This window comes from Kribbella hippodromi, assembly GCF_039531045.1.
Taxonomy (GTDB): Bacteria; Actinomycetota; Actinomycetes; order Propionibacteriales; family Kribbellaceae; genus Kribbella; species Kribbella hippodromi.
In genome coordinates, this window is record NZ_BAAAPH010000002.1 from 44,322 (window position 1) to 63,475 (window position 19,154).

Genomic DNA, 19,154 nt, shown 5'->3' on the forward strand with positions numbered 1-19,154 from the left:
TCAGCGGCCGACGATTGTCCCATTGTGGACAATCTGCTGGATGCGCTGTTCCAACGCCGTGCAATCCAGGTCGGTACCGGCCAGCAGCACCAGGTCAGCGCGTTTGCCGGCCACGAGCTCACCCCGGTCGTCCGCGAGACCGAGCAGCCGGGCGGCGTCGATGGTCGCGGCGCGCAGAGCACCGGCGTCGCCCAGGCCGGTCGCCGCGAGGTGCCGGAGCTCCCACAGCACTTCCGTGTGCGGCCGGACCGGGTTGTCGGACCCCATCGCGATCCGTACGCCCGCGTCGATCGCCAACCGCATCGACTCCCGATGCGCTTCGGCGGCTCCTTCGGGGGCGTGCTCCGGATCGGTCTGGGTGACCGACAAGGTCGGCACGTACCAAGTACCGGCGTCGGCCATTGCACTGATGGCGGCCTCGTCGAGGTACGTCCCGTGCTCGATGCTCGCGGCACCGGCGCGCGCTGCCAGCTCCGCCGCGCGAGCCCCATGTGCGTGCACCATCACACCCCGGCCGCCACGACGACGTGCCTCGTCCACTACCGCGGTCAACTCGTCGAGCGTTAGCTGCACATCGTGTACGCCGGTGCCGAGCGCCATCGATCCGGTCGCCGTGACCTTGATCCAGTCCGCGCCGGCCCGGACCATCCGCCGCACCACTGCCCGCGCCGCGTCGGACCCGTCGAAGATCGGATCGGGCAGCGCGGGGTCGTCGAAGAAGTCGAGCGATCCGGTTCGTGGCGACCAGCTGTCGCCGATCGCCCCCGTCGTACCCACCTGGCGAAGGCTGATGAGCAGGTCCGGGCCGTCGATCCAGCCCTTGGCGATCGCCAGCCGTACGCCGGCGTCGGCGCCCCACGCATCCCGCACGGTGGTGACGCCGAGCCGCAACAGCGTCCACAGCACTGGTACGGCCGACAGCGGGCGGACCGAGCGCGGTACCTCCAGCGGACTGAGCCGGGTCTGCGACAGGCACACGTGGGTGTGGCAGTCGATGAATCCCGGCACCAGCAGGTTGTTCTGGCAGTCGATCGCCTCGTCGCCGTCCAGCCCGATCCCGACGTCGACGATCCGATCGCCTTCCAGAACAACGTCCGCCGGCCGCACTTCACCGGCCACCACATCAAGCACGGAACCGGAATGCAGCAGAACGCGAGGGCTCATCCCCGCATTCTCGCAAGCCTCAAGCGCTCACGCCCGCGGTCCGAAGAGCATTCAGCTGAGGAGGCGGAGGGCGGTGAGGGTGTAGGTGCGGGCTGCGGTTAGGAGGTCGGTTAGGGGGACTGACTCGTCGGCTCGGTGGGCTTGGGTGGTTACGGAGCCGGGGCCCAGGACCAGGACGGGGATGCCTAGGTCGCGGGCTATGTAGCCGCCGTCGCAGGCGGCGGTCCAGCCGGCTAGGGGGAGGGGTTCGCCGCCGGCGTCGGTGCGGGCGGTTTCGGTGATGCGGACCAAGGGGGTGTCTTCGGGGGTTTCGAAGGCGGGCATTTCCATTGGCATGGCGAGGTCTACGGTCAGGCCTCGGTCTTCCAAGTGGAGGGCCTCGACGCGGCGGGTCAGGTCGGCCAGTACCTCGGCGGGGATCTCGCCGGGGAGGAGGCGGCGGTCGGCGACCAGTACGCAGTCGGCGGGGACGATGGAGCCGCCGGTGCCGCCGTTGATTTGGCCGACGCTCCAGGTGGCTGGGCCGAGGAGTTCGTGCGGCGCCGCGGCCAGTTCGGCGTGTAGCTTCTCGATTTCGGAGACGATTGCGGCGGCGCCGTAGATGGCGTTCGCGCCGCCGTCCGGGTTGCCGGCGTGGGATGCGCGGCCGTGGACGGAGACCTGGAGGTACGAGTCGCCGCGGGCCGCGACGATGGTTTGCAGGTCGGTCGGTTCGGCGGTGATACAGCCGAGGTACTGCCGCGCGGCACCAGGCCGCGTACCCAGACCATGCCCCGCACCGTGACCATGCCCTTTGTCGGAGAACTGGCCGGCAGCGGAGCGATGCTCCTCGATGTACGCGCGGATGCCCTTGCCCGTCTCCTCCTCGTCGACGACGGCGGCCAGCTCGACAGGCCCGGTCAGCGTGGTTTCGCGGAGCGCGGCCATCGCGACCAGCGCAGCCGCCAGACCGCCCTTCATATCGGTCGCGCCGCGGCCGTACACGCGCCCATCGCGGAGCAGACCGCCGTACGGGTCGACTGTCCAGCCGTCGCCGACCGGTACGACGTCAGTGTGCCCGAGCAGCAACAGGCCGGGATTGTTGCCGCCGGCAAGGGTGATCGAGACGTTGTCGCGACCAGGCTCGACCGGCGACGTACGAACCTCCAGGCCGAGGTCGCGCGCCGCGGCGGTCAGCGCGGTGACCGTCGCGGCCTCCTCGCCGGGTGGGTTCTGGCCGGGGGCGCGGACCAGGTCCTGGGTAATCCGGACCAGCAGATCCGGGTCGATCCGGTCCAGTACTTTCTGTTCGGCGGGCGTCAGGCTCATGCCCACCAACCTTAGGTGTCACAGCCCGTTCCGGAACCCCTCGCGCCAGGACGCGTACCCGGGCTGCCAGTCGAACGTGGTTTTCGCCAGCGTGTTGTCGGCGCCGCGGATCTCGGTGAACGCCGCGACCCCGGCGTCCCCGGCGGCGAGGCGCCCGATCCAGGTGGGGACGCGCCGCGGCGGTTTCGCGCCGAGGATGCGCGCCAGCTCGGGCAGCCAGACCGCGACCTGCGCCGGGTCGTCGTCCGCGACCTGGTACACACCGGTCGCGGAGCTCTCGATCGCCTTCACCGTCACCGCGGCCGCGTCGTCGTAGTGGATGAACGACCAGACACCAGTGCCGTCGCCGATGATGGGCAGCCGCCGCTTGCGTACGAGCTCGACCATCGAACCGCCCTTGCCGATGTCGCCGGTCGGGCCGTAGAAGCTCGCGTACCGGAGCACGACGCCCTCGATGCCCTCGGCGTCCGCGACCACCGACTCCAAGTGCTTGAGCCCGGCCATCGTCTCGCGCTGCGACGGCGCGGGCTGCGCTTCGAACGGGTCCGCCTCGGTCTTGGTGGCCGATCCACCGTGCTGCAGATTCCAGCCGGCGTACGACTGGACGACGAACCGTCGTACGCCGGCAGCGCGGGATGCGGCGAGCAGGTTGTCGGTGCCCTCGGTCCGCAACCGGTTGGTCATCGCGAAGCTCTCGTCGAAGTGCTTGAAGTCGATCCCGCTCTTCAGCGCCGTCATCTGATGCACGACGACCTCTGGGCGTACGGACTCCACCGCGGCACGTACGGAGGCCGCGTCGAGACCGTCCGCGAGTACGACCTCCGCACCGAACGCGCGGACGCCGGCCGCGCTCGACTCGGACCGGATCATCCCGGTCACCTCATGCCCGGCCGCCACCAGTTGCGGTACCAGCGACCGTCCGACACCGCCGGTCGCACCTGCCACCAAGACCTTCATCTCGTCCTCCGTCGTCTGCGATTACGACTCGGAGGACACGCACCACCCGCTCTCGTGTGACATGAGGTAGGTCACACCTCGGAGATGATCGTGAGGTGCGTCGGCCCGAACGACACGTTCTGCTCCGCGTCGACTGTCATCACGCCGTCCTCGGTACGGCAGGTCAGGGTGAGCACGAACGGCGTCTCGACGAACCGGATCGTCGCCACGAACGCCGTACCGTCGGCCGATGCACTGGAAACGACCCGCTGCGTGCTCTGCGGATCGGCCTCCTTGAGCACCCCGACCGAGTTGAGCTCGGCCCAATCGCCTGGGCGGACGACGATGTCGACTGGGCTGGTCGCACCCGGCTCCAGCCCGGCAAAGGTGAACGTTCCGGAACCGTCGGAGTCCAGTCGGACCGCGGTCAGACCGGCCAGGTTGTCGGCGAAACGGTACGTCGTGCCGTCGCCAGCGGTCGGTGCCGCTCCGGCCGGCGCCGGCAGTTGGAGGTGCTCCGGGCGCGGGACCGCCGGTACCTCTTTACCCTCCAGGGCCGGGAGCAAGAACTCCCAGACCGTGTTGAGGATGGCCTGCATGTCACCGGTTGCGCTTGTGACGACCAACGCGGCGTCGTAGTCCGGGAAGACCAGCACGTACTGCCCGAAGGCGCCGTCGCCGCGGTACGTGTTGTGGCGCCCGCGCCAGAACTGGTAGCCGTACCCCTGCTTCCAGTCGGGGTTCTCCTGGTTGTCGTTCGGCACTTGCTTGGAGGTGGCCGCCGTGTACCACTCGGCCGGCACGAGCTGGGTGCCGTTCCACTCACCGTTCTGCAGGAGCAGTTGCCCGAAGCAGGCCAGCGACTCGGTGTTGATGCTCAGCCCCCACCCGCCGGTGGTGATGCCTTCCGTCGACGCCTGCCAGCTCGCCTCGGTTGCGCCGAGTGGCTCGAACAAGCGCCGGCGGAGGTAGTCGACCAGCCGCTCACCGGTCAGCCGCTGCAGGATCGCGGACAGCATGTACGTGGCGCCGCTGTTGTAGACGAACACGGTGCCCGGCTCACGCTGCACTTCGAGCCCGAGGAAGACCTTCACCATCCGGCGATCCCGGCTGAGCGCCTCGACCGTGTCCTGCGAATGGCCGGTCGTCATCGTCAGCAGGTGCCGGACCTGCATCGCGGCCAGGTTGGGGCTGATCGTCTCCGGCAGCACTTCCGCGTCGAAGAACGAGACCACCGGGTCGTCCAGCTTGAGCAGCCCGGCGTCGATCGCCAGCCCGATCGCGGTAGAGGTGAAGCTCTTCGACACCGAGAACAGCAGGTGCGGATCCTCCAGCCGGTACGGCGCCCAGGCCTCCTCCAGCACGACGTGCCCGTGGCGCAGCAGCATCAGGGTCTGGATCTCGGGCGCTCCGGCATCGAGCGCCCCGACAAAACTGTCGAGCGCCGCGACGGACAAACCCTGGGCATCTGGCGCACTCCGTGGAAGTCTGCTCATCCCAGCACGCTATCTCCCCGAACGGACAAAATAAGGTGAGTCCTGCCAGTCGAGCAGCCGTGATCGTCAACCCGGTGAAGGTCGAGGGCGACACATTCCGCCGCAGCGTCGAGACCGCGCTGGCCGAGCGGGGATTCGATGAGCCGCTGTGGCTGGAGACGACGGCCGCCGATGCCGGGGTGTCGATGGCCCGGCGCGCGATTGACGCGAAGGTCGACCTGGTACTCGTCGCGGGTGGGGACGGGACCGTGCGCGTGGTGTGCGCGGAACTGGCGGGAACCGGGATTCCGGTCGGCGTGCTGCCTGGTGGTACGGGCAACTTGCTGGCGCGCAATCTCGGGATCTCGCTTGAGCTGGAGGTCGCGCTGACCGAACTGCTCGACGCTTCGGAGCGGGCGATCGACAGTGTGCGGATCGACGGCGACGGGTTGCCGGCCGATCGGTTCGTGGTGATGGCCGGGCTCGGGTTGGACGCGGCGATCATCGAGGACGCGCCGGAGGAGTTGAAGAAGCGCGTCGGCTGGGCGGCGTACGTGGTGTCGACACTGAAGAATGTCAACCATCCGACGATCCGGGTGGAGATTATTGTTGACAATCGACCGCCGGTCCGGCGGCGCGCGCGGACCGTCGTGATCGGCAACGTCGGTACGTTGCAGGCGAACATCCCGCTGCTCCCGGACGCCGAACCGGACGACGGCACGATCGACGTGGTCGTCCTGGCGCCGCGGCGGATCAGTCACTGGCCGAGGCTCGTGCTCGGACTCGTGATCAGATCCTGGCGCGAACGTCACGTCGAGCGTTTCACCGGTCGGCGCATCCAGGTACGCGCGGACCGGACCGTACGCCGCCAGCTGGACGGCGACGCCATCCCTGAAGGCACCACGCTGCTGGCCGAGGTAGACGAGTCAGCCCTGATCGTCCGCGCGCCCTGACCGCGGTGGTGGTGTGTCAGGGGAGGTTGGCTGGGTGGATCGGGATTGCAGGTGGGTCAGTTTGCTTGGATTCACCACGCCGTGGATGGCGGTGATCTGAGCGTCGGCGATGGTGAAGGACCAGATTGCCACCGTGCGGCCGTCCTGAGTGTGGACGCGTAAGGCGGGCTGGCCGCCGACGTGGACGGGCTCGGTGGTGAGGTCGTGGAACTTGCCGAAGGCGCCGATGATCAGGCGGGCGACGTTGTCCGCGCCGTGTACGGGACGGGGGAAACCGCCCTTGCCGCCGCCATCGCCGGTGAAGGTGACGTCGGGGGTCAGCAGTGCGACCAGTGCGGCGAGTTCGCCGTCCTCGGCGGCGGCGACGAACCGGCGGACGAGTTCGTCGCGTTCTTGCGGCGATGGATCGTAGCGTGGTCGATTGTCGGCAATCCTACGACGAGCCCGGACCGCGAGCTGGCGGCAGTTGGCCGGCGACTTGCCGAGGAAGCCGGCCAGCTCGTCGTACGTGTAGCCGAAGACGTCACCGAGCAGGAAGACGGCGCGCTGGTCCGGCGTGAGGCGTTCCAGCACCACGAGGAAGGCGGTGGACAACGAGTCCGAGAGTGCGGCGCGGTCGGCCAGGTCGACGTACTCGTCGACCGCCGGCTCCGGGAGCCACGGCCCGAAGTACTGCTCGCGCTGCCGCCGCGCCGACCGCAACTGGTCGATCGCCAACCGCGTCGTCACGGTCGTCAGGAACGCTTTCGGGGAGGTCACGTCGGGCTCGCGGTGCAGCCGCAGGTACGCCTCCTGCACGACGTCCTCCGCGTCACCGAAAGTGCCCAGCATCCGGTACGCGATCGACAGCAACAGCGGCCTGAGTTCCTCCATCACTCCCTCACAGACGATCCAACCTTTCCACCTGTGACAGGAACCACTGCACCACGGGGGTCAACGGATGAGGTGTCACGGGGTGGGATTGTTGATCGTCTGCAATTGGTATGAACGTGATCAGTTGGGTCTTCAGTGGGGTGTTGGCGGTTGTTTTCACGGTTTCCGGGGTGGCGAAGGCGGTGATGTCGCGGCCGCGGTTGCTGGCCAGTGGGCAGACGGGGATCGCGCCGTTCCCGATGCCGTTGGTTCGGTTTGTTGCCGGGTGTGAGTTGTTGGCGGTGGCTGGGTTGTTTGCGCCCTGGCTGAGCGGGACGGCGCGGGTGCTGACTCCGCTGGCGGCGGTTGGTCTTTCGGTGGTGATGGTCGGCGCGGCGACCTCGCATGCGTCGCTCCGCGAGCCGCGGCCGGTGGCAGCCAACGCTGTGCTGCTCGCGTTGGCTGCCTTCGTCGCCGCGGCCCGCTTCGCCGCCCTCTGACAGCTCTATCTGCTGGGACCGTACTAATTGGCGGGGATTGTTTGGGTGGGGGTGTTCCAGGCGGTGATACGGATGGAGGGGGTGGAGGTTCCCAGGTCGGAGGCTCGGTAGGTTGCTTTGAGGGTGATGGATTCGCCGGGCCAGAGGGTGGCGGCGTTGTCGGTCCACCGGACGGGCAGGACCGGCTTGCCGGCATTGTCAACAATGTCGGTGTCTACAAAGAACGCGGGCGTCTTTCCGGTGGAGGTGTTCTTGAGGGTGACCGTGGTCGTCACCGAGTAGCCGGTGCGGACGGTTTGTAGATTGTCGGCACGGACGGTGGCCGGCGCCAGGTCGGACAGGCCGGAGAGGTCGGCGTAGCTGGTGGTCGGGGTGTACCACCAGTCGGTCTTCGACCAGTCGAGGGTGTCGGGTTTTGTCGACAACCAGTACACGTTGCGGCTGAGCTCCCGGCCGGCCGGGTCGGTGAGTACCAGCTTGGCCAAGTAGGTTGTCGACAATCCTTCGATCGCCGGGATCGTCAGCGCGGTCGCCTTGCCGCCACCACCCGGTACCGAAACCTTCGTGGTCTGGCTGAACTTCTCGGTCCCATCGAGGTTGTAGACCTTGACCGTTGCCTTCAGCCCGTTCGCGGCCTTCGGGGTTTGGTTGATCACGGCAACGGATTGGTCGTCGTACGAGTACTGGATGTGCAGTGGCTCGTTCGCCTTCTTCGCGCCGTAGTACGCGCCGTTCTGATCCAGGTAGACGTCGAAGAGCTGCCAGTTCAAGGACGTCCAGCCGCTGTTGAGTTGCCAGTAGATCAGCCCGGTGGACGGATTCGTCGCGTCCGTGAAGTTCCGGGCATGCGACTCGAACTCGGCCCGCACGTTCTCGTACTGCGCCAGATGCGACTTGCGGACGTAGTCATCCAGGTTCTTCGGCGCACCGTACCGGCCGGCCAGCGCGTTGCCGAAGAGCTTGAAGTTGTTGAAGGTGCTCGACGACGAGCGGTGGTACTGCGCGGCCGTCGGGTCCTTCCAGAGGATCTCCAACTCGGCCGGTGTGAGGAACCGGTTCAGCGTGTCCATCGTCGGGATGCCCGGCCCGCCGCTGGTCTCGGAGTTGAACCCCCACGCGCCGCCGCTGTCGGAGTGCGCCTTGTCGTACCAGTAGTTCGGCGGAATCCAGTCGTACGGACCGTTCATCTTCATCCCACCGGAGCCGAGCTGCGGTGACTTGCGTCCGGACGCGGATGCGATCACCGGTGTCTGCCAGTCGGCTGCGGCGAGCGCGTCCAGGTAGTTCTTCTCGATCCGCTCGTTCGGTGCCCAGTCGCTGCCGATCAGGAAGGTGAACACGCTCGGGTGGTCGCGCAGTCGCTCGGCCTCACCGGTCATCGACGCCTTGGCGATCGGGTAGTCGGCTTCGACCCAGCGTTCGCCGCTCTCGCCGCCGCTGTGGACCTGCCCTTCCCACTTGTCGCAGCATTCCCAGCCGGGCATCACCAGCAGGCCCATCCGGTCGGTCATCTCGAAGAACTCGTCGGGCTCCAGATGGCCCTCGAGCCGGATCGCGTTCAGGCCGAGATCCTTTACATAGTTGAGCTTGTCCTGCACGTACTGCTGATCCCAGCGCAGGAAGATCTCCGCGTTGTACCCCGCGCCGCGGATCAGCAGCGGTTTCCCGTTGATGCTGTAGAGACGGCCGCCGGCGCTGGTCAGCGTGGACGTCACCTCCCGTACGCCGAAGCTCGATTGCGCGACGTCGGATGATCGAGCGGCGACGGATGATTGGCCGGTAACGGAGGCGGTCAGGGTGAGCGAGTACATCGGCTGCTTGCCCAGTTGCGCCGGCCACCAGACCTTCGGGCGCCGGAGTTCGACGGTGTCGAAGGTGACCGTCTTCTTCTCCTTGGCCGCCAGGTCGACCGTTTTGCTGATCGGCACGCCGGCCACTTGGCCGTGCACTGTGGTGCGCACCGGGGCGGCGGAGTCGTTGCGTACGTCGACTTTGGCGGTGAGGGCGGCGCGGTCGAGGGACGGTACGGTCAGCTTCGTGACCACGTGCGCGCCGCGCAGGGCGACCGGGCCGCTGCGGCGTACGAGGATGTCGCGGACCATGCCCATGTTCCGGTCCGGTGGAGTTTGTACCCAGTCGAGCCAGCCGATGGTCAGGTCGCGGTTCGGGTTGTTCGGGTAGATCTTGAAGGCGATCGCGTTGCTGCCTTTGTGTACGAGGTCGGTGATGTCGAGGTCGTGGTGGGTGTACGTGCCGGCGATCTGGTTCTTGTCGGCGACCAGGTTGCCGTTCACCCAGACGTCGGCGCGGGAGAGGATGCCGCTGAAGTCGAGGTAGGTGCGCTTCGAGGTGTCGGTTAGGTCGAGGTTCGAGCGGTACCACCACGGGACGGTGAACTGCTCTTTGTCGATGCTCTTCATGTTCGTGGAGAAGTACGGGTCGGGGTACTTCCCGTGGGCGAGGAGGCCGGCGAGCACTGTTGTCCGGGCGGCGACTGGAAGCCAGCCGTTGGTGGGGAAGCCGGGTTTGGTGACCGCGGCGTCGTCGGGGACCTGTTTGGACGACTGGATCAGGAAGCCGGGGATCGGGGTCGCTGGGCCGTTCGCGAGGAGGCTGGTCTGCGCGTGCACGCTGCGCACGGCGGCACGCGCCGCTACCGCGCTGGGTGTGGTGACCGTACTGGCGGCCGGGTCTGCTGCGGATGAAGGACCTGCGGCAGAGGAAGAACCGGCGGGGGAGGTCGGGGATTCTGCTGCGGCGGCGGGTGGGGTGGTGGTTCGGGCGGTGGCGGTCGCGCCGCAGAGTGCGGTGGCGAGGGCGGCCACGGTCAACCATCGGGCGATGCGGGCGCTCATCGGGGGCGGCCTCCTGGAGGCTGGGCTGATCCGGCCTGGGCTGGACAAGCCGGATCTGATCGGGTCTGGGCTGATCGGGTGCGGGGTTGCTCGGGTGTGGGTTCCTCGAGCGCGGCTTGCTCGGGTGCGGGTTGTCTCGGGTGTGGGCTGGGGCTGGTTGGGTGGGGCCTAGCTGGTGGGAGGGGCCTAGCAGGTAGGTGGGGCCTAGGGTTGGTTGGAAAGAAAGTTTCCCAACGCGTCAGAGCACACGTTAATATCGAACCAAGCAGCCTGGCAACGAAAAGCACCCGATCGACCGCAGAGAGTCATCAACTCCGACGGCTCCGGCGGCTGCGGCAACGAAGACAGACCGAGGAAGAAGGTCTGGATTCCGGTCTCGACGACGGCTGCGACGGCGGCTGCAGGAGCGGGGCCGATCACTAGCGCGCCCGGCGGGCACTGGTCCCGGGGCGAGACCATCGGCGTCGAACGCGGTGGGCATCCATCGGCGTCGAACGCGGGCGGCATCCACCGGCGCTGAACCCGGGTGGCGTCCATCGGTGGTTGATCCCGGGTCGCGTCCAGCGACCCGTGCGGTGCTGTGCGCGGGTTACGTCGAGTGGCGTGCGGGTGCTGTGCGCGGTTGTGTCCAGCGGGCTGTGTGGTGCTGTGCGCGGGTTGCGTCGAGTGGTGTGTTGTGGCGGGCTTGCGTCCAGCGGGCTGTGCGGTGCTCTGTACGCGGGTTGGGTCCAGCGGGCTGTGCGGTTCCTGAACCCAGGTCGCGTCCAGCGGCCCGTGCGGTGCTGTGCGCGGGTTGCGTCGTGCTGTGCGCAGTTGTGTCCAGCGGGCTGTGTGGTGCTGTGTGGGGTGTTGTGCGCGGGTTGTGTCGAGTGGGCTGTGCGGTGTTGTACGCGGGTTGGGGTCTGGCGGGCTGTGCGGTCCTGAACCCGGGCCGCGTCCAGTGCGTGTGGGTGTTGTGCGCGGGTTGTGTTCAGTGGCGTGGGCGTGCGGTATGCGGGTTGTGGTCAGTGGGTGGTGTGGTGTTGTGCGGGTTGGCGAGCGGTTATGTGGGCTGTACTCCGGTTGCGTCGACTAGGTGGCCGGTGTCGGTGTACTGGGCTAGGGCTAGTTGGCCGGTGCGGAGCTTTGTCGTGTCGGTGTGGGGGAGGCGGAGTGTTGTGTAGCCGGGGCGTAGTTCGTGGGGGTCGTAGCGCAGCGCTACTGATGAACCGCCGATGTCATCGGCGTCTACCTTCAGCGCACCAGTGGCCGACCAGTGCAAGCGCCAGCGGAAGCGCTCCGGGTGGTCGACGGCGGGTACGACGAGAGTGTCGCGGGCAATCCACTGTGCCTTCGCCTGGCTAAGGTCCGGCTGCGCGGCCGGCTTGGCGGTTGTCACTGTCAGCTGATGAGTCGCCAGCACGTACGAGAACGTCACAACCAACCCATCACGCGGCACCGTAACCGGCACGTTCGCAGCCGGATAACTCTCGTCCCACGACAAGTTGTGCGCGACCTTCGCCTCGTAGCTGCCAGCACCCAACTCAGTCGTCGACCACGTGTACGTCCCGTCGCCATCCTGATCGGTCAGCCAGGGGCGCATGCAGGACGGGTCCCAGTCCGCAGGGCAGCCCAGCTCGGACTGGAACGACCCAGGCACGGTGATGACCGGCCCCTGCGCACTGGAGGTCGCGAAGTGCCGCCCGTGCTCGTAGTAGAAGGTGACAGGTCCGCTAGGTGTGGTGTACGAGATGTTGGCGCCGTTCAACGCACCACCAGCTCCGTAGTTCTCGTCCCAGCTCTTGTTGATCGCTGCCTTGTAAGCGTGCTCACCCGTCGGCAGCGTGTACGTCCCCTTCCACACCTTGTCCTTCGAGTCCAGCGTCAGCTGTGCCTGCGCGCAGTCCGGTGACCAGTCCGCCGCACAGCCCATCTCACTGTTGTGATCGCCCGGCACCGACACGTTGGCCGGCTGCACGACCGGCCCACCGCCATCTCCACCCCCACCGGGTGGCGGAGCATCACCCACCACGCCGTAGGAGCTAGAGGCGGAGTAGTTGCCCGAGGCATCCCGTAGGACAGCGCGGTACTCAATCCGCGTGCCTTGAGGCAGCCCGGACACATCCTGGAACACCCGGTACGGCGCGTTGTCATCCGACCCGAGCCGCTTCCACTCGGTAGTACCCGCCAGCCGGTAGCCAAAGGTCACAGTGGCCGGAGTGTTCTCCGGAACAGCTGCAGCGATCTCAGCACGGCCGCTGACCGTCGCACCGAGCTCCGGCGAGCTCATGTAGACAGCAGGTGCCTTGGCACGCGCCGGCACCTTCTTCTGCGCCTGGTACACAGTCACGGACAGAGGTGCCTGACTGACCCGCACCCGCCCCTCCCGGTCGGTCAAAACCGACTGGGAAGAGCCATACACCGGCCGCAGCCAGGTGTGCGGTCCGTAGGTAGCAACCGTCGCAGCAGCAGCCGTCTTCGAGTTGTTCGCCACTACCAGGTACTCGACGTTGTCGCTACCGAGCCGACTGAACGCGTACAGGCCGTTGCTGGTAGACGAGTACCGGTGCACCTGCCGCCCATCCGACAGGGCCGGGTACTTGGACCGCAACCGAGCCAACCCCGCGATGTGCTTGTACAGCGGCGCATTGACGTCGTACCGGTCCTTGCTGCCGATCGTCGTAGTGCCAGTACCGTCGACAACCTCATCGTCCGCGTAGTCGGCGGTCTTGGTCGCGAACATGTCCTGCCGCGCGTCCTTGTCACCACCCGCCCCGGTGAAACCCTGCTCGTCCCCGTAGTAGATCACCGGCTGGCCACGCGTCAGGTACATCAGTGAGTGCGCCAGCTTGTCCCGCGCGAGCAGCTCCTTGCCGGACGCCCCGCCCTGCTTCAGGAACGTGCCGACCCGGCCCATGTCGTGGTTGCCGAGGAAGGTCGGCAGCTGGTACGCGTTCGAGTCGGTGTCCGTGTAGTAGTCGTCGTTCGCGTACAGATCACGCAGTTTCGTACTCGGATCGCCCTTCGCGTACGCGACCGCGTTCTGCTGGAACCCGAAGTCCAGCGTCGCCTGCAGGTTCCCCTTGGTCGTGTACGTGGACATGAACTGTGGATTCGCGTCGTACACTTCGCCGAACATGAAGAACTTCTTCGTACCCGCCGCCCGCGCCGCCGCCAGTACAGCCGGGGAGAACTTCTGCCAGAACTCGAGGTTCACGTGCTTGACGGTGTCGATCCGGAACCCGTCGATCCCGAACTCGGCCCAGGTCTTGTAGACGTCGATCATCCCGTCGCGGACCTTCGGCTGCTCGGTGAACAGGTCGTCCAGCCCGACGAAGTCGCCGTATTCAGCGCTCTCACCGGCGAAGGTCGAGTCGCCGCGGTTGTGGTACAGCGTCGGATCGTTCAGCCACGCCGGCACCTTCACCGAAGCGTCGGCGGGCGTCCGGAAGACGGGTACGTTCGGGAACGAGGTGTTCTTGTCCAGCGGCGGAAACGTGTCCCCGGCGGCGTACTGCTTGTCGTCGAAGACGTTGCCGGCCGCATCTTTGTACGGGGTGGTGGACTTCGGGATGTACCCGTAGTTGCCGGACTGGTACGAGATCACGTCCGCGGTGTGGTTGGTGATGATGTCGAAGAAGACCTTCATCCCCTTGCGGTGCGCGAGGTCGATCAGCCGCTTCATGTCCGCGTTCGTCCCGAGGTGCGGGTCGATCTGGGTGAAGTCGGTGATCCAGTACCCGTGGTAGCCGGCGCTCACGTCCGTACCACTGCCCTGGACCGGACGGTTCTTGAAGGACGGGGTGAGCCAGATGGACGTAGTACCCAGCGACTTGATGTAGTCGAGCTTCTGGATCACTCCGGCCAGGTCACCGCCGTGGTAGAAGCCCTTGTCCGTCGGGTCCAGCCCGGTCTTCAACCGGTCGCCGGTGAGTCCGCCGGCGTCGTTGGACTTGTCGCCGTTGGCGAACCGGTCCGCCATCAGGAAGTAGAACCGCTCCTTGGTCAGGTCGGCCCGCAGACTGGGCGCCGCAAGCGCCTTGTCCGCCGCGGTCACCGCCGGACCAGGCAGATCCACCGGCTGAGCCACAGAACCGGCCACAGCAGGCGGCCCAGATGCGGCCGGTGCAGATGCGGCCGGTGCGGGTGCGGCCGGTGCAGGTGGTGCCGCCCCCAACCCCAGCACCACCACCGCACCAGCAGCGATCCCCGCAGTCCAACGCCTGTACCCGCGCATCCCGGTCCCCTCCCGCCGACGGACGTTGCCGGGAGGTTAGCGTCCGCTCCTTACGCTGAGGAGCCCTCGAACGTCACAGAAGCGTCACGAGCAACCAGAGCGGGCTACGGGAGCGGGCTAGGGAGCGAGCAACCGGAGCGAGCAACCGGAGACAGCTAGCGAAGCAGCTCATCCAGATCAGCGTGCCGGCTCCGGTAGTTGGTCAGCAGTGTCCGTGCGGTACTCACCGAGTCGACCAGCGGATGCAGCGCCAACGCCTCCAGTGCCAACCGCGGCGAGTGCTCCAGCGCAGCCGTAATCGTCAGCTGCTCGACAGCCTTCACCTGCTGCACCAGCCCAAGCTGATGACCAGCCAGCGGCGAAGTAGCAAGCGGATGCGGCCCATCCGCGTCCACCGTGCACGGCACCTCGACCACCGCGTCCGCAGGCAGCCCAGGAACCGTACTTCCGTTCCGCACGTTCAGGATCATCGTGCTGCGCTCGTTCCGCGCGATCGCCGCCATGATCGCGACCGCGACCCCTTCGTACCCGCCGCCGGCCACATCCGCGGCGTCACGGGCCTCGGAGGCCTCGCGGGTTTCCTTCATGTACGTGGAATCACGCTCTTCGCGAACCGCACGCCAGCGACCGAGCGCCGACGCCGGATCGGCCGCGACCGCGTCGTAGAACGCACGCTGCTGATTCAGCAGGAACTCACCACGGGTCTCGGCGCTGCCCCGGATCGACGCGACCGCGTCCCGGGTGAAGTAGTAGTAGTACAAGTACTCGTTCGGGATACTGCCCAGCGTCTGAATCCACTCGGCGCCGAACAGCCGCCCCTCCTCGATGGTGCCGAGCAGGGAGTCGTTCGCGATCAGCTCCGGGAGGACGTCGCGGCCGTCGTACCCGAGTTCGTTCAGCCAGCCGAGGTGGTTCAGGCCGACGTACCCGAGTGAGGCCCGGTCCGGGTCGTGGCCGAGTGCGCGCGCGGCGCGCCGGCCGAGGCCGATCGGGGAGTCGCAGATCCCGATCACCCGGTTGCCGAGCACGCGCTGCATGGCCTCGGTGATCATGCCGGCCGGGTTGGTGAAGTTGATCACCCAGGCTTGCGGGCAGATCGCCGCGACCCGTTCCGCGACGTGCATCGCGGCCGGTACGGTGCGCAGCCCGTACGCGAGCCCGCCGGGGCCGGTGGTTTCCTGGCCGAGCAGCCCGAGGTCGAGCGCGACCCGTTCGTCCGCGGTCCGGCCGGGCAGTCCGCCGACCCGGATCGCGGAGAAGATGAAGTCGGCGCCGTCCAGCGCGACGTCCAGGTCGGTGGTCACCTCGACCTTCGGCGCGTCCGGCTGCTCCGCGGCCAGTTGCCGCAGCACCTCGCCGATCGCCTCGAGCCGGTCCGGCACGACGTCGTACAGGCAGACCTGATCGACTCGTTGGCCACCCCGGTCACGCATCACCGCGCCGTACACGAGCGGAACCCGGAAGCCTCCGCCACCGAGGATCGCCAGCTTCATGTGATCAGTACCTCCACGCCATGGTCGCTGCAGTTCTGGAGTGTCACCGGGTCGGCCCCGGCGTTTGTCACTAGTACGTCGATGTCGTCGGCGCTGCAGACCTTGAGCTTGCCGTTGCCGGGGAACTTGTTCCGGTCGGCCAGCAGCACGGTCTTGTCGGACGCCTTGATCACTGCCCGTTTCACCGGTACCTCGACGGTGGTGGTGTCCAGGACGTACCCGTCCCGCTGGACGCCGCTCGCACCGAGGAACGCGATGTCCGCGTGCACCTGGCGGAGCGCGTCCTCGGTCACCACGCCGACCAGCGAGTGGTACGCCCGGCGGACCCAGCCACCGAGCAGGATCAGCTCCACCACCGGATCGTCACGCAGCACGTCCAGCACCGCGAGACTCGTCGTCATCACGGTCACCGGCCGGCCGCGCAACTCCTTGGCCAGCAGCTGGGTAGTGGTGCCGACGTCGATCAGTACCACGTCGCCGTCCTGGACCAGCGTCGCCGCCAGCCGGGCCACCTGCCGCTTCTCGGGGGTCGCGTCCGCGGCCACCGAGGCGAACGGGTAGTCCCGGTCGGCGTCCTCGGAGTCGCCGGCCGGAACGATCGCGCCGCCGTGCACGCGAGTGATCTGGCCGGACTCGTCCAGCTGCTGCAGGTCGCGGCGGATGGTCGCCGAACTGACCCCGAGCAGCTGGGCCAGCTCCTCCACCGAAGTGGCGCCGCCGGTCCGCAGCCGCTGCACGATCTCGAGTTGCCGCTGGTGTCGCACGGCCCGAACAATAGCAGGCAAATGTGATCAGAAGTGAGCAAGTCCTGAATATTTTTGATCATAAATGCTTGCCACAGGACTTTGTCAGGAGCAAGATGACCGGCATGCCTGATACGACCTACGACCCGCTCGCTGGTCTGCGCGGCCCCGGGACACCCGATTTCGACGTCTTCCTGTGGGGCACGGTCTTTCTCGACATCATCTTCACCGGTCTCGCCGACCGTCCCACCGGCGGCACCGAGGTGTGGGCGGACGGGATGGGCTCGTCACCCGGCGGCACCGCGAACCTGGCGATCGCGGCCTCCCGGCTCGGCCTGCGGACGTCGCTCGCGGCGGCCTTCGGTGACGACGACTACGCGGACTTCTGCTGGCGCACCCTGTCCGAGCAGGAGCACGTCGACCTCAGCCGGTCCCGCCGGTTCGACAACTGGCACTCGCCGGTGACCATGTCGGTCGCCTACGACGGTGACCGCAGCATGGTCACGCACGGGCACCCGTCGCCGCTGCCGGCCACCGAGCTGATCGGGCAGCCGCCGCGGACCCGGGCGGTGATCGTCGACCTCGGCGACATCGAGCCGCTCGGCGACCCGACCCGCTCGACCTGGGTCGACCTGGCCCGCAAGGAGGGCGGCCTGGTCTTCGCCGACGTCGGCTGGGACCAGACCGGTGCCTGGTCACCCCAAGTACTCGCCCAGCTGGAGCACTGCGACGCCTTCCTGCCGAACGCGGGCGAGGCGATGGCGTACACCCGGACCGGGTCGCCGCAGGACGCTCTGTACGCGCTGGCTGACCGGGTGCCACTGGCAATCGTCACCGACGGCGCGGCCGGTGCCATGGGCATCGATGCGAAGACCGGTGAAGAAGCCCGCGTACCGGCCCTGCGGGTGCCGGCGCTGGACCCGACCGGGGCCGGCGACGTGTTCGGCGCCGGACTGGTCCTCGGAACATTGGCGGGCTGGGCACTGGCCGACCGGCTGGCCTTCGCCACGCTCTGCTCGGCCCTCGCGGTCCAGCAGTTCGGTGGCTCACTCGCCGCCCCCGGCTGGGGCGACATCGCCGACTGGTGGCAGGATCTGCGGACCAGCGGTGATCAGAGCAGCTACACCCGCTCGCTGCGCCGCAGGTACGAGTTTCTGGACGAAATCGTCCCCAGTGTGCCGGTCGGCGCCGTACGCCGGGCCGTGGCGACCATCGCCCGGAACGCCGACGTCACCAACAACTGACCGTTCAGGTCGGAGGGAGTACCCCCATGTCACGCAATCCCCGGCTCGGGATCGTCGCGGCTGTCGGCCTGCTCGGCCTGGTCGGCACGGTTGCCTGTACGCCCGGGTCGAACAACTCGGCCCCGCCGTCACAGGCGAACCCGTCGTCGGTACAGACCGACGCTGCCAAGCTCGGCGACGTCAACCTGGTGGTCTGGGACCAAGAGGTCCGGGGCGGCCAGGCAGCGCAGATGAAGCAGCTGAACGACGCGTTCCAGGCGAAGTACCCGAACATCAAGCTGAAGCGGGTGTCGCGGTCGTTCGACGACCTGAAGACCACGCTGCGGCTGGCGCTGAGCGGCAACGAGCCGCCGGACGTCGTCCAGGCGAACAACGGCCGCTCGGACATGGGCGAGTTCGTCAAGGCGAATCAGCTCGTACCGCTGGATCCCTACGCGAAGGCGTACAACTGGGACCAGCGCTACCCGCAGTCGGTCCGGCAGTACTCGCAGTACACGCCGGACGGGAAGACGTTTGGCCAGGGCAACCTTTACGGCATGCCGCAGGTCGGTGAGGTCGTCGGCATCTTCTACAGCAAGAAGAAGCTCGCCGAGGCCGGGGTGCAGCAGCCGAAGACCTGGGACGAGTTCCAGTCCTCGCTGGCCACGCTGAAGTCGAAGGGTGACGCGCCGCTGGTGCTCGGCAACCTGGAGAAGTGGCCGGCCATCCACGTCTTCGGTACGGTCCAGGGCCGCACCACGCCCGCCGACACGATCAAGCAGCTCGGGTTCGGCCGTAAGGGCGCGTCCTGGACGACCGACGAGAACAAGAAGGCCGCGCAGACGCTGACCGACTGGGTCGGCAAGGGCTACTTCAACGCCGGCTTCAACGGGCAGGACTACGACCCGGCGTGGCAGGCCTTCAGCAAGGGCAAGGGCACGTACCTGATCGGTGGTACCTGGCTGGCCGAGGACCTCGGCAAGGCGATGGGCGACGACGTCGGCTTCATGCTGCCGCCGGGTACGTCCGCCGACGCCGCGCCGATCGCCACCGGCGGTACCGGGCTGCCGTTCTCGATCACCACGAAGAGCAAGCACCCGGACGCGGCCGCCGCGTACCTGAACTTCATCACCAGCGCGGACGCGATGAACATCCTGGCCAAGACCGGCAACCTGCCGGTGGCCGACACCTCCAAGCAGGAAGTCAGCGGATCGCTGCAGAAGGACGTGTTCGCGGCGTTCGGCAAGGTGGTCGAGGCGGACGGACTGGTTCCGTACCTGGACTACGCGACGCCGACGATGCCGGACACGATCGGTGCGGCCCTGCAGGACCTGCTGGGTGGCAAGGCCACCCCGGACCAGTTCGCCGAGCGGCTAGAGAAGGACTATGGCGCGTTCTCAGAAGCCAACGGGTAGTCCCCCCGGCGAGCCCCGGAA

13 protein-coding genes are annotated in these 19,154 nt (G+C 67.5%); 4 read left to right on the forward strand and 9 right to left on the reverse strand.

Translation table 11 applies throughout. From position 1 onward, the window contains the following. From ABD260_RS02985 to ABD260_RS03000, 4 genes are all read right to left on the reverse strand, one after another. A complete protein-coding gene (locus tag ABD260_RS02985) occupies positions 1–1,164 on the reverse strand; it encodes an amidohydrolase family protein (protein ID WP_344231739.1) in 1,164 nt (387 codons plus the stop codon). Positions 1,165–1,215: 51 nt separating this feature from the next. Continuing rightward, entirely contained in the window at positions 1,216–2,472 is a 1,257-nt protein-coding gene (locus ABD260_RS02990) for a M20 family metallopeptidase (RefSeq protein ID WP_344231740.1), read from the reverse strand. A gap of 18 nt (positions 2,473–2,490) precedes the next feature. Further along, a complete protein-coding gene (locus tag ABD260_RS02995; protein ID WP_344231741.1) occupies positions 2,491–3,429 on the reverse strand; it encodes an NAD-dependent epimerase/dehydratase family protein in 939 nt (312 codons plus the stop codon). 71 nt (positions 3,430–3,500) lie between these two features. Then, entirely contained in the window at positions 3,501–4,904 is a 1,404-nt protein-coding gene (locus tag ABD260_RS03000) for a serine hydrolase domain-containing protein (protein ID WP_344231742.1), read from the reverse strand. A gap of 35 nt (positions 4,905–4,939) precedes the next feature. On the opposite strand from ABD260_RS03000, the gene ABD260_RS03005 reads away from it, so the two are divergent. Next, positions 4,940–5,836, forward strand: coding sequence for a diacylglycerol/lipid kinase family protein (locus ABD260_RS03005; RefSeq protein ID WP_344231743.1), 897 nt, complete (start codon positions 4,940–4,942; stop codon positions 5,834–5,836). On the opposite strand, the gene sigJ is transcribed toward ABD260_RS03005, so the two are convergent. After that, positions 5,810–6,709, reverse strand: a complete 900-nt coding sequence (gene sigJ / locus ABD260_RS03010; RefSeq protein WP_344231744.1) for an RNA polymerase sigma factor SigJ — start codon at positions 6,707–6,709, stop codon at positions 5,810–5,812. The two genes, ABD260_RS03005 and sigJ, sit on opposite strands and share 27 nt — an antisense overlap. Before the next feature lie 110 nt (positions 6,710–6,819). Between sigJ and ABD260_RS03015 the strand changes: the two genes are divergently transcribed. Continuing rightward, complete coding sequence (locus ABD260_RS03015; RefSeq protein ID WP_344231745.1) at positions 6,820–7,188, forward strand: DoxX family protein; 369 nt, start codon at positions 6,820–6,822, stop codon at positions 7,186–7,188. A gap of 23 nt (positions 7,189–7,211) precedes the next feature. Here ABD260_RS03015 and ABD260_RS03020 read toward each other — a convergent pair whose 3' ends face one another. The 4 genes from ABD260_RS03020 to ABD260_RS03035 form a co-directional block, all read right to left on the reverse strand. Beyond that, positions 7,212–10,043, reverse strand: a complete 2,832-nt coding sequence (locus ABD260_RS03020) for a glycoside hydrolase family 2 protein (RefSeq protein ID WP_344231746.1) — start codon at positions 10,041–10,043, stop codon at positions 7,212–7,214. Positions 10,044–11,085: 1,042 nt separating this feature from the next. Then, positions 11,086–14,112 (reverse strand): alpha-amylase family glycosyl hydrolase, encoded by a 3,027-nt coding sequence (locus tag ABD260_RS03025; protein ID WP_344231747.1) that lies wholly within the window; start codon positions 14,110–14,112, stop codon positions 11,086–11,088. A gap of 302 nt (positions 14,113–14,414) precedes the next feature. Further along, the gene (locus ABD260_RS03030) at positions 14,415–15,752 is read right to left on the reverse strand and encodes a 6-phospho-beta-glucosidase (protein ID WP_344231748.1); all 1,338 of its coding nucleotides are present in this window, start codon (positions 15,750–15,752) and stop codon (positions 14,415–14,417) included. After that, positions 15,749–16,516, reverse strand: a complete 768-nt coding sequence (locus ABD260_RS03035; RefSeq protein WP_344231749.1) for a DeoR/GlpR family DNA-binding transcription regulator — start codon at positions 16,514–16,516, stop codon at positions 15,749–15,751. The genes ABD260_RS03030 and ABD260_RS03035 overlap by 4 nt, the downstream gene beginning before the upstream one ends. 104 nt (positions 16,517–16,620) lie before the next feature. Here ABD260_RS03035 and ABD260_RS03040 point away from each other — a divergent pair, with 104 nt between their 5' ends. Next, positions 16,621–17,739 (forward strand): carbohydrate kinase family protein, encoded by a 1,119-nt coding sequence (locus ABD260_RS03040; protein WP_344231750.1) that lies wholly within the window; start codon positions 16,621–16,623, stop codon positions 17,737–17,739. A 26-nt stretch (positions 17,740–17,765) separates the two neighbouring features. Next, positions 17,766–19,133 carry an extracellular solute-binding protein gene (locus ABD260_RS03045; protein ID WP_344231751.1) on the forward strand — a complete coding sequence of 456 codons (1,368 nt, stop codon included), beginning with the start codon at positions 17,766–17,768 and terminating at the stop codon, positions 19,131–19,133. Positions 19,134–19,154 lie beyond the last annotated feature (21 nt).

Excerpts from the sequence above, each read along its gene's own strand:
- ABD260_RS02985 (WP_344231739.1), bottom strand. The coding sequence starts at position 1,164 with ATGAGCCCTCGCGTTCTGCTGCATTCCGGTTCCGTGCTTGATGTGGTG.
- ABD260_RS02990 (WP_344231740.1), bottom strand. The coding sequence starts at position 2,472 with ATGAGCCTGACGCCCGCCGAACAGAAAGTACTGGACCGGATCGACCCG.
- ABD260_RS02995 (WP_344231741.1), bottom strand. The coding sequence starts at position 3,429 with ATGAAGGTCTTGGTGGCAGGTGCGACCGGCGGTGTCGGACGGTCGCTG.
- ABD260_RS03000 (WP_344231742.1), bottom strand. The coding sequence starts at position 4,904 with ATGAGCAGACTTCCACGGAGTGCGCCAGATGCCCAGGGTTTGTCCGTC.
- sigJ (WP_344231744.1), bottom strand. The coding sequence starts at position 6,709 with ATGGAGGAACTCAGGCCGCTGTTGCTGTCGATCGCGTACCGGATGCTG.
- ABD260_RS03015 (WP_344231745.1), top strand. The coding sequence starts at position 6,820 with ATGAACGTGATCAGTTGGGTCTTCAGTGGGGTGTTGGCGGTTGTTTTC.
- ABD260_RS03020 (WP_344231746.1), bottom strand. The coding sequence starts at position 10,043 with ATGAGCGCCCGCATCGCCCGATGGTTGACCGTGGCCGCCCTCGCCACC.
- ABD260_RS03030 (WP_344231748.1), bottom strand. The coding sequence starts at position 15,752 with ATGAAGCTGGCGATCCTCGGTGGCGGAGGCTTCCGGGTTCCGCTCGTG.
- ABD260_RS03040 (WP_344231750.1), top strand. The coding sequence starts at position 16,621 with ATGCCTGATACGACCTACGACCCGCTCGCTGGTCTGCGCGGCCCCGGG.
- ABD260_RS03045 (WP_344231751.1), top strand. The coding sequence starts at position 17,766 with ATGTCACGCAATCCCCGGCTCGGGATCGTCGCGGCTGTCGGCCTGCTC.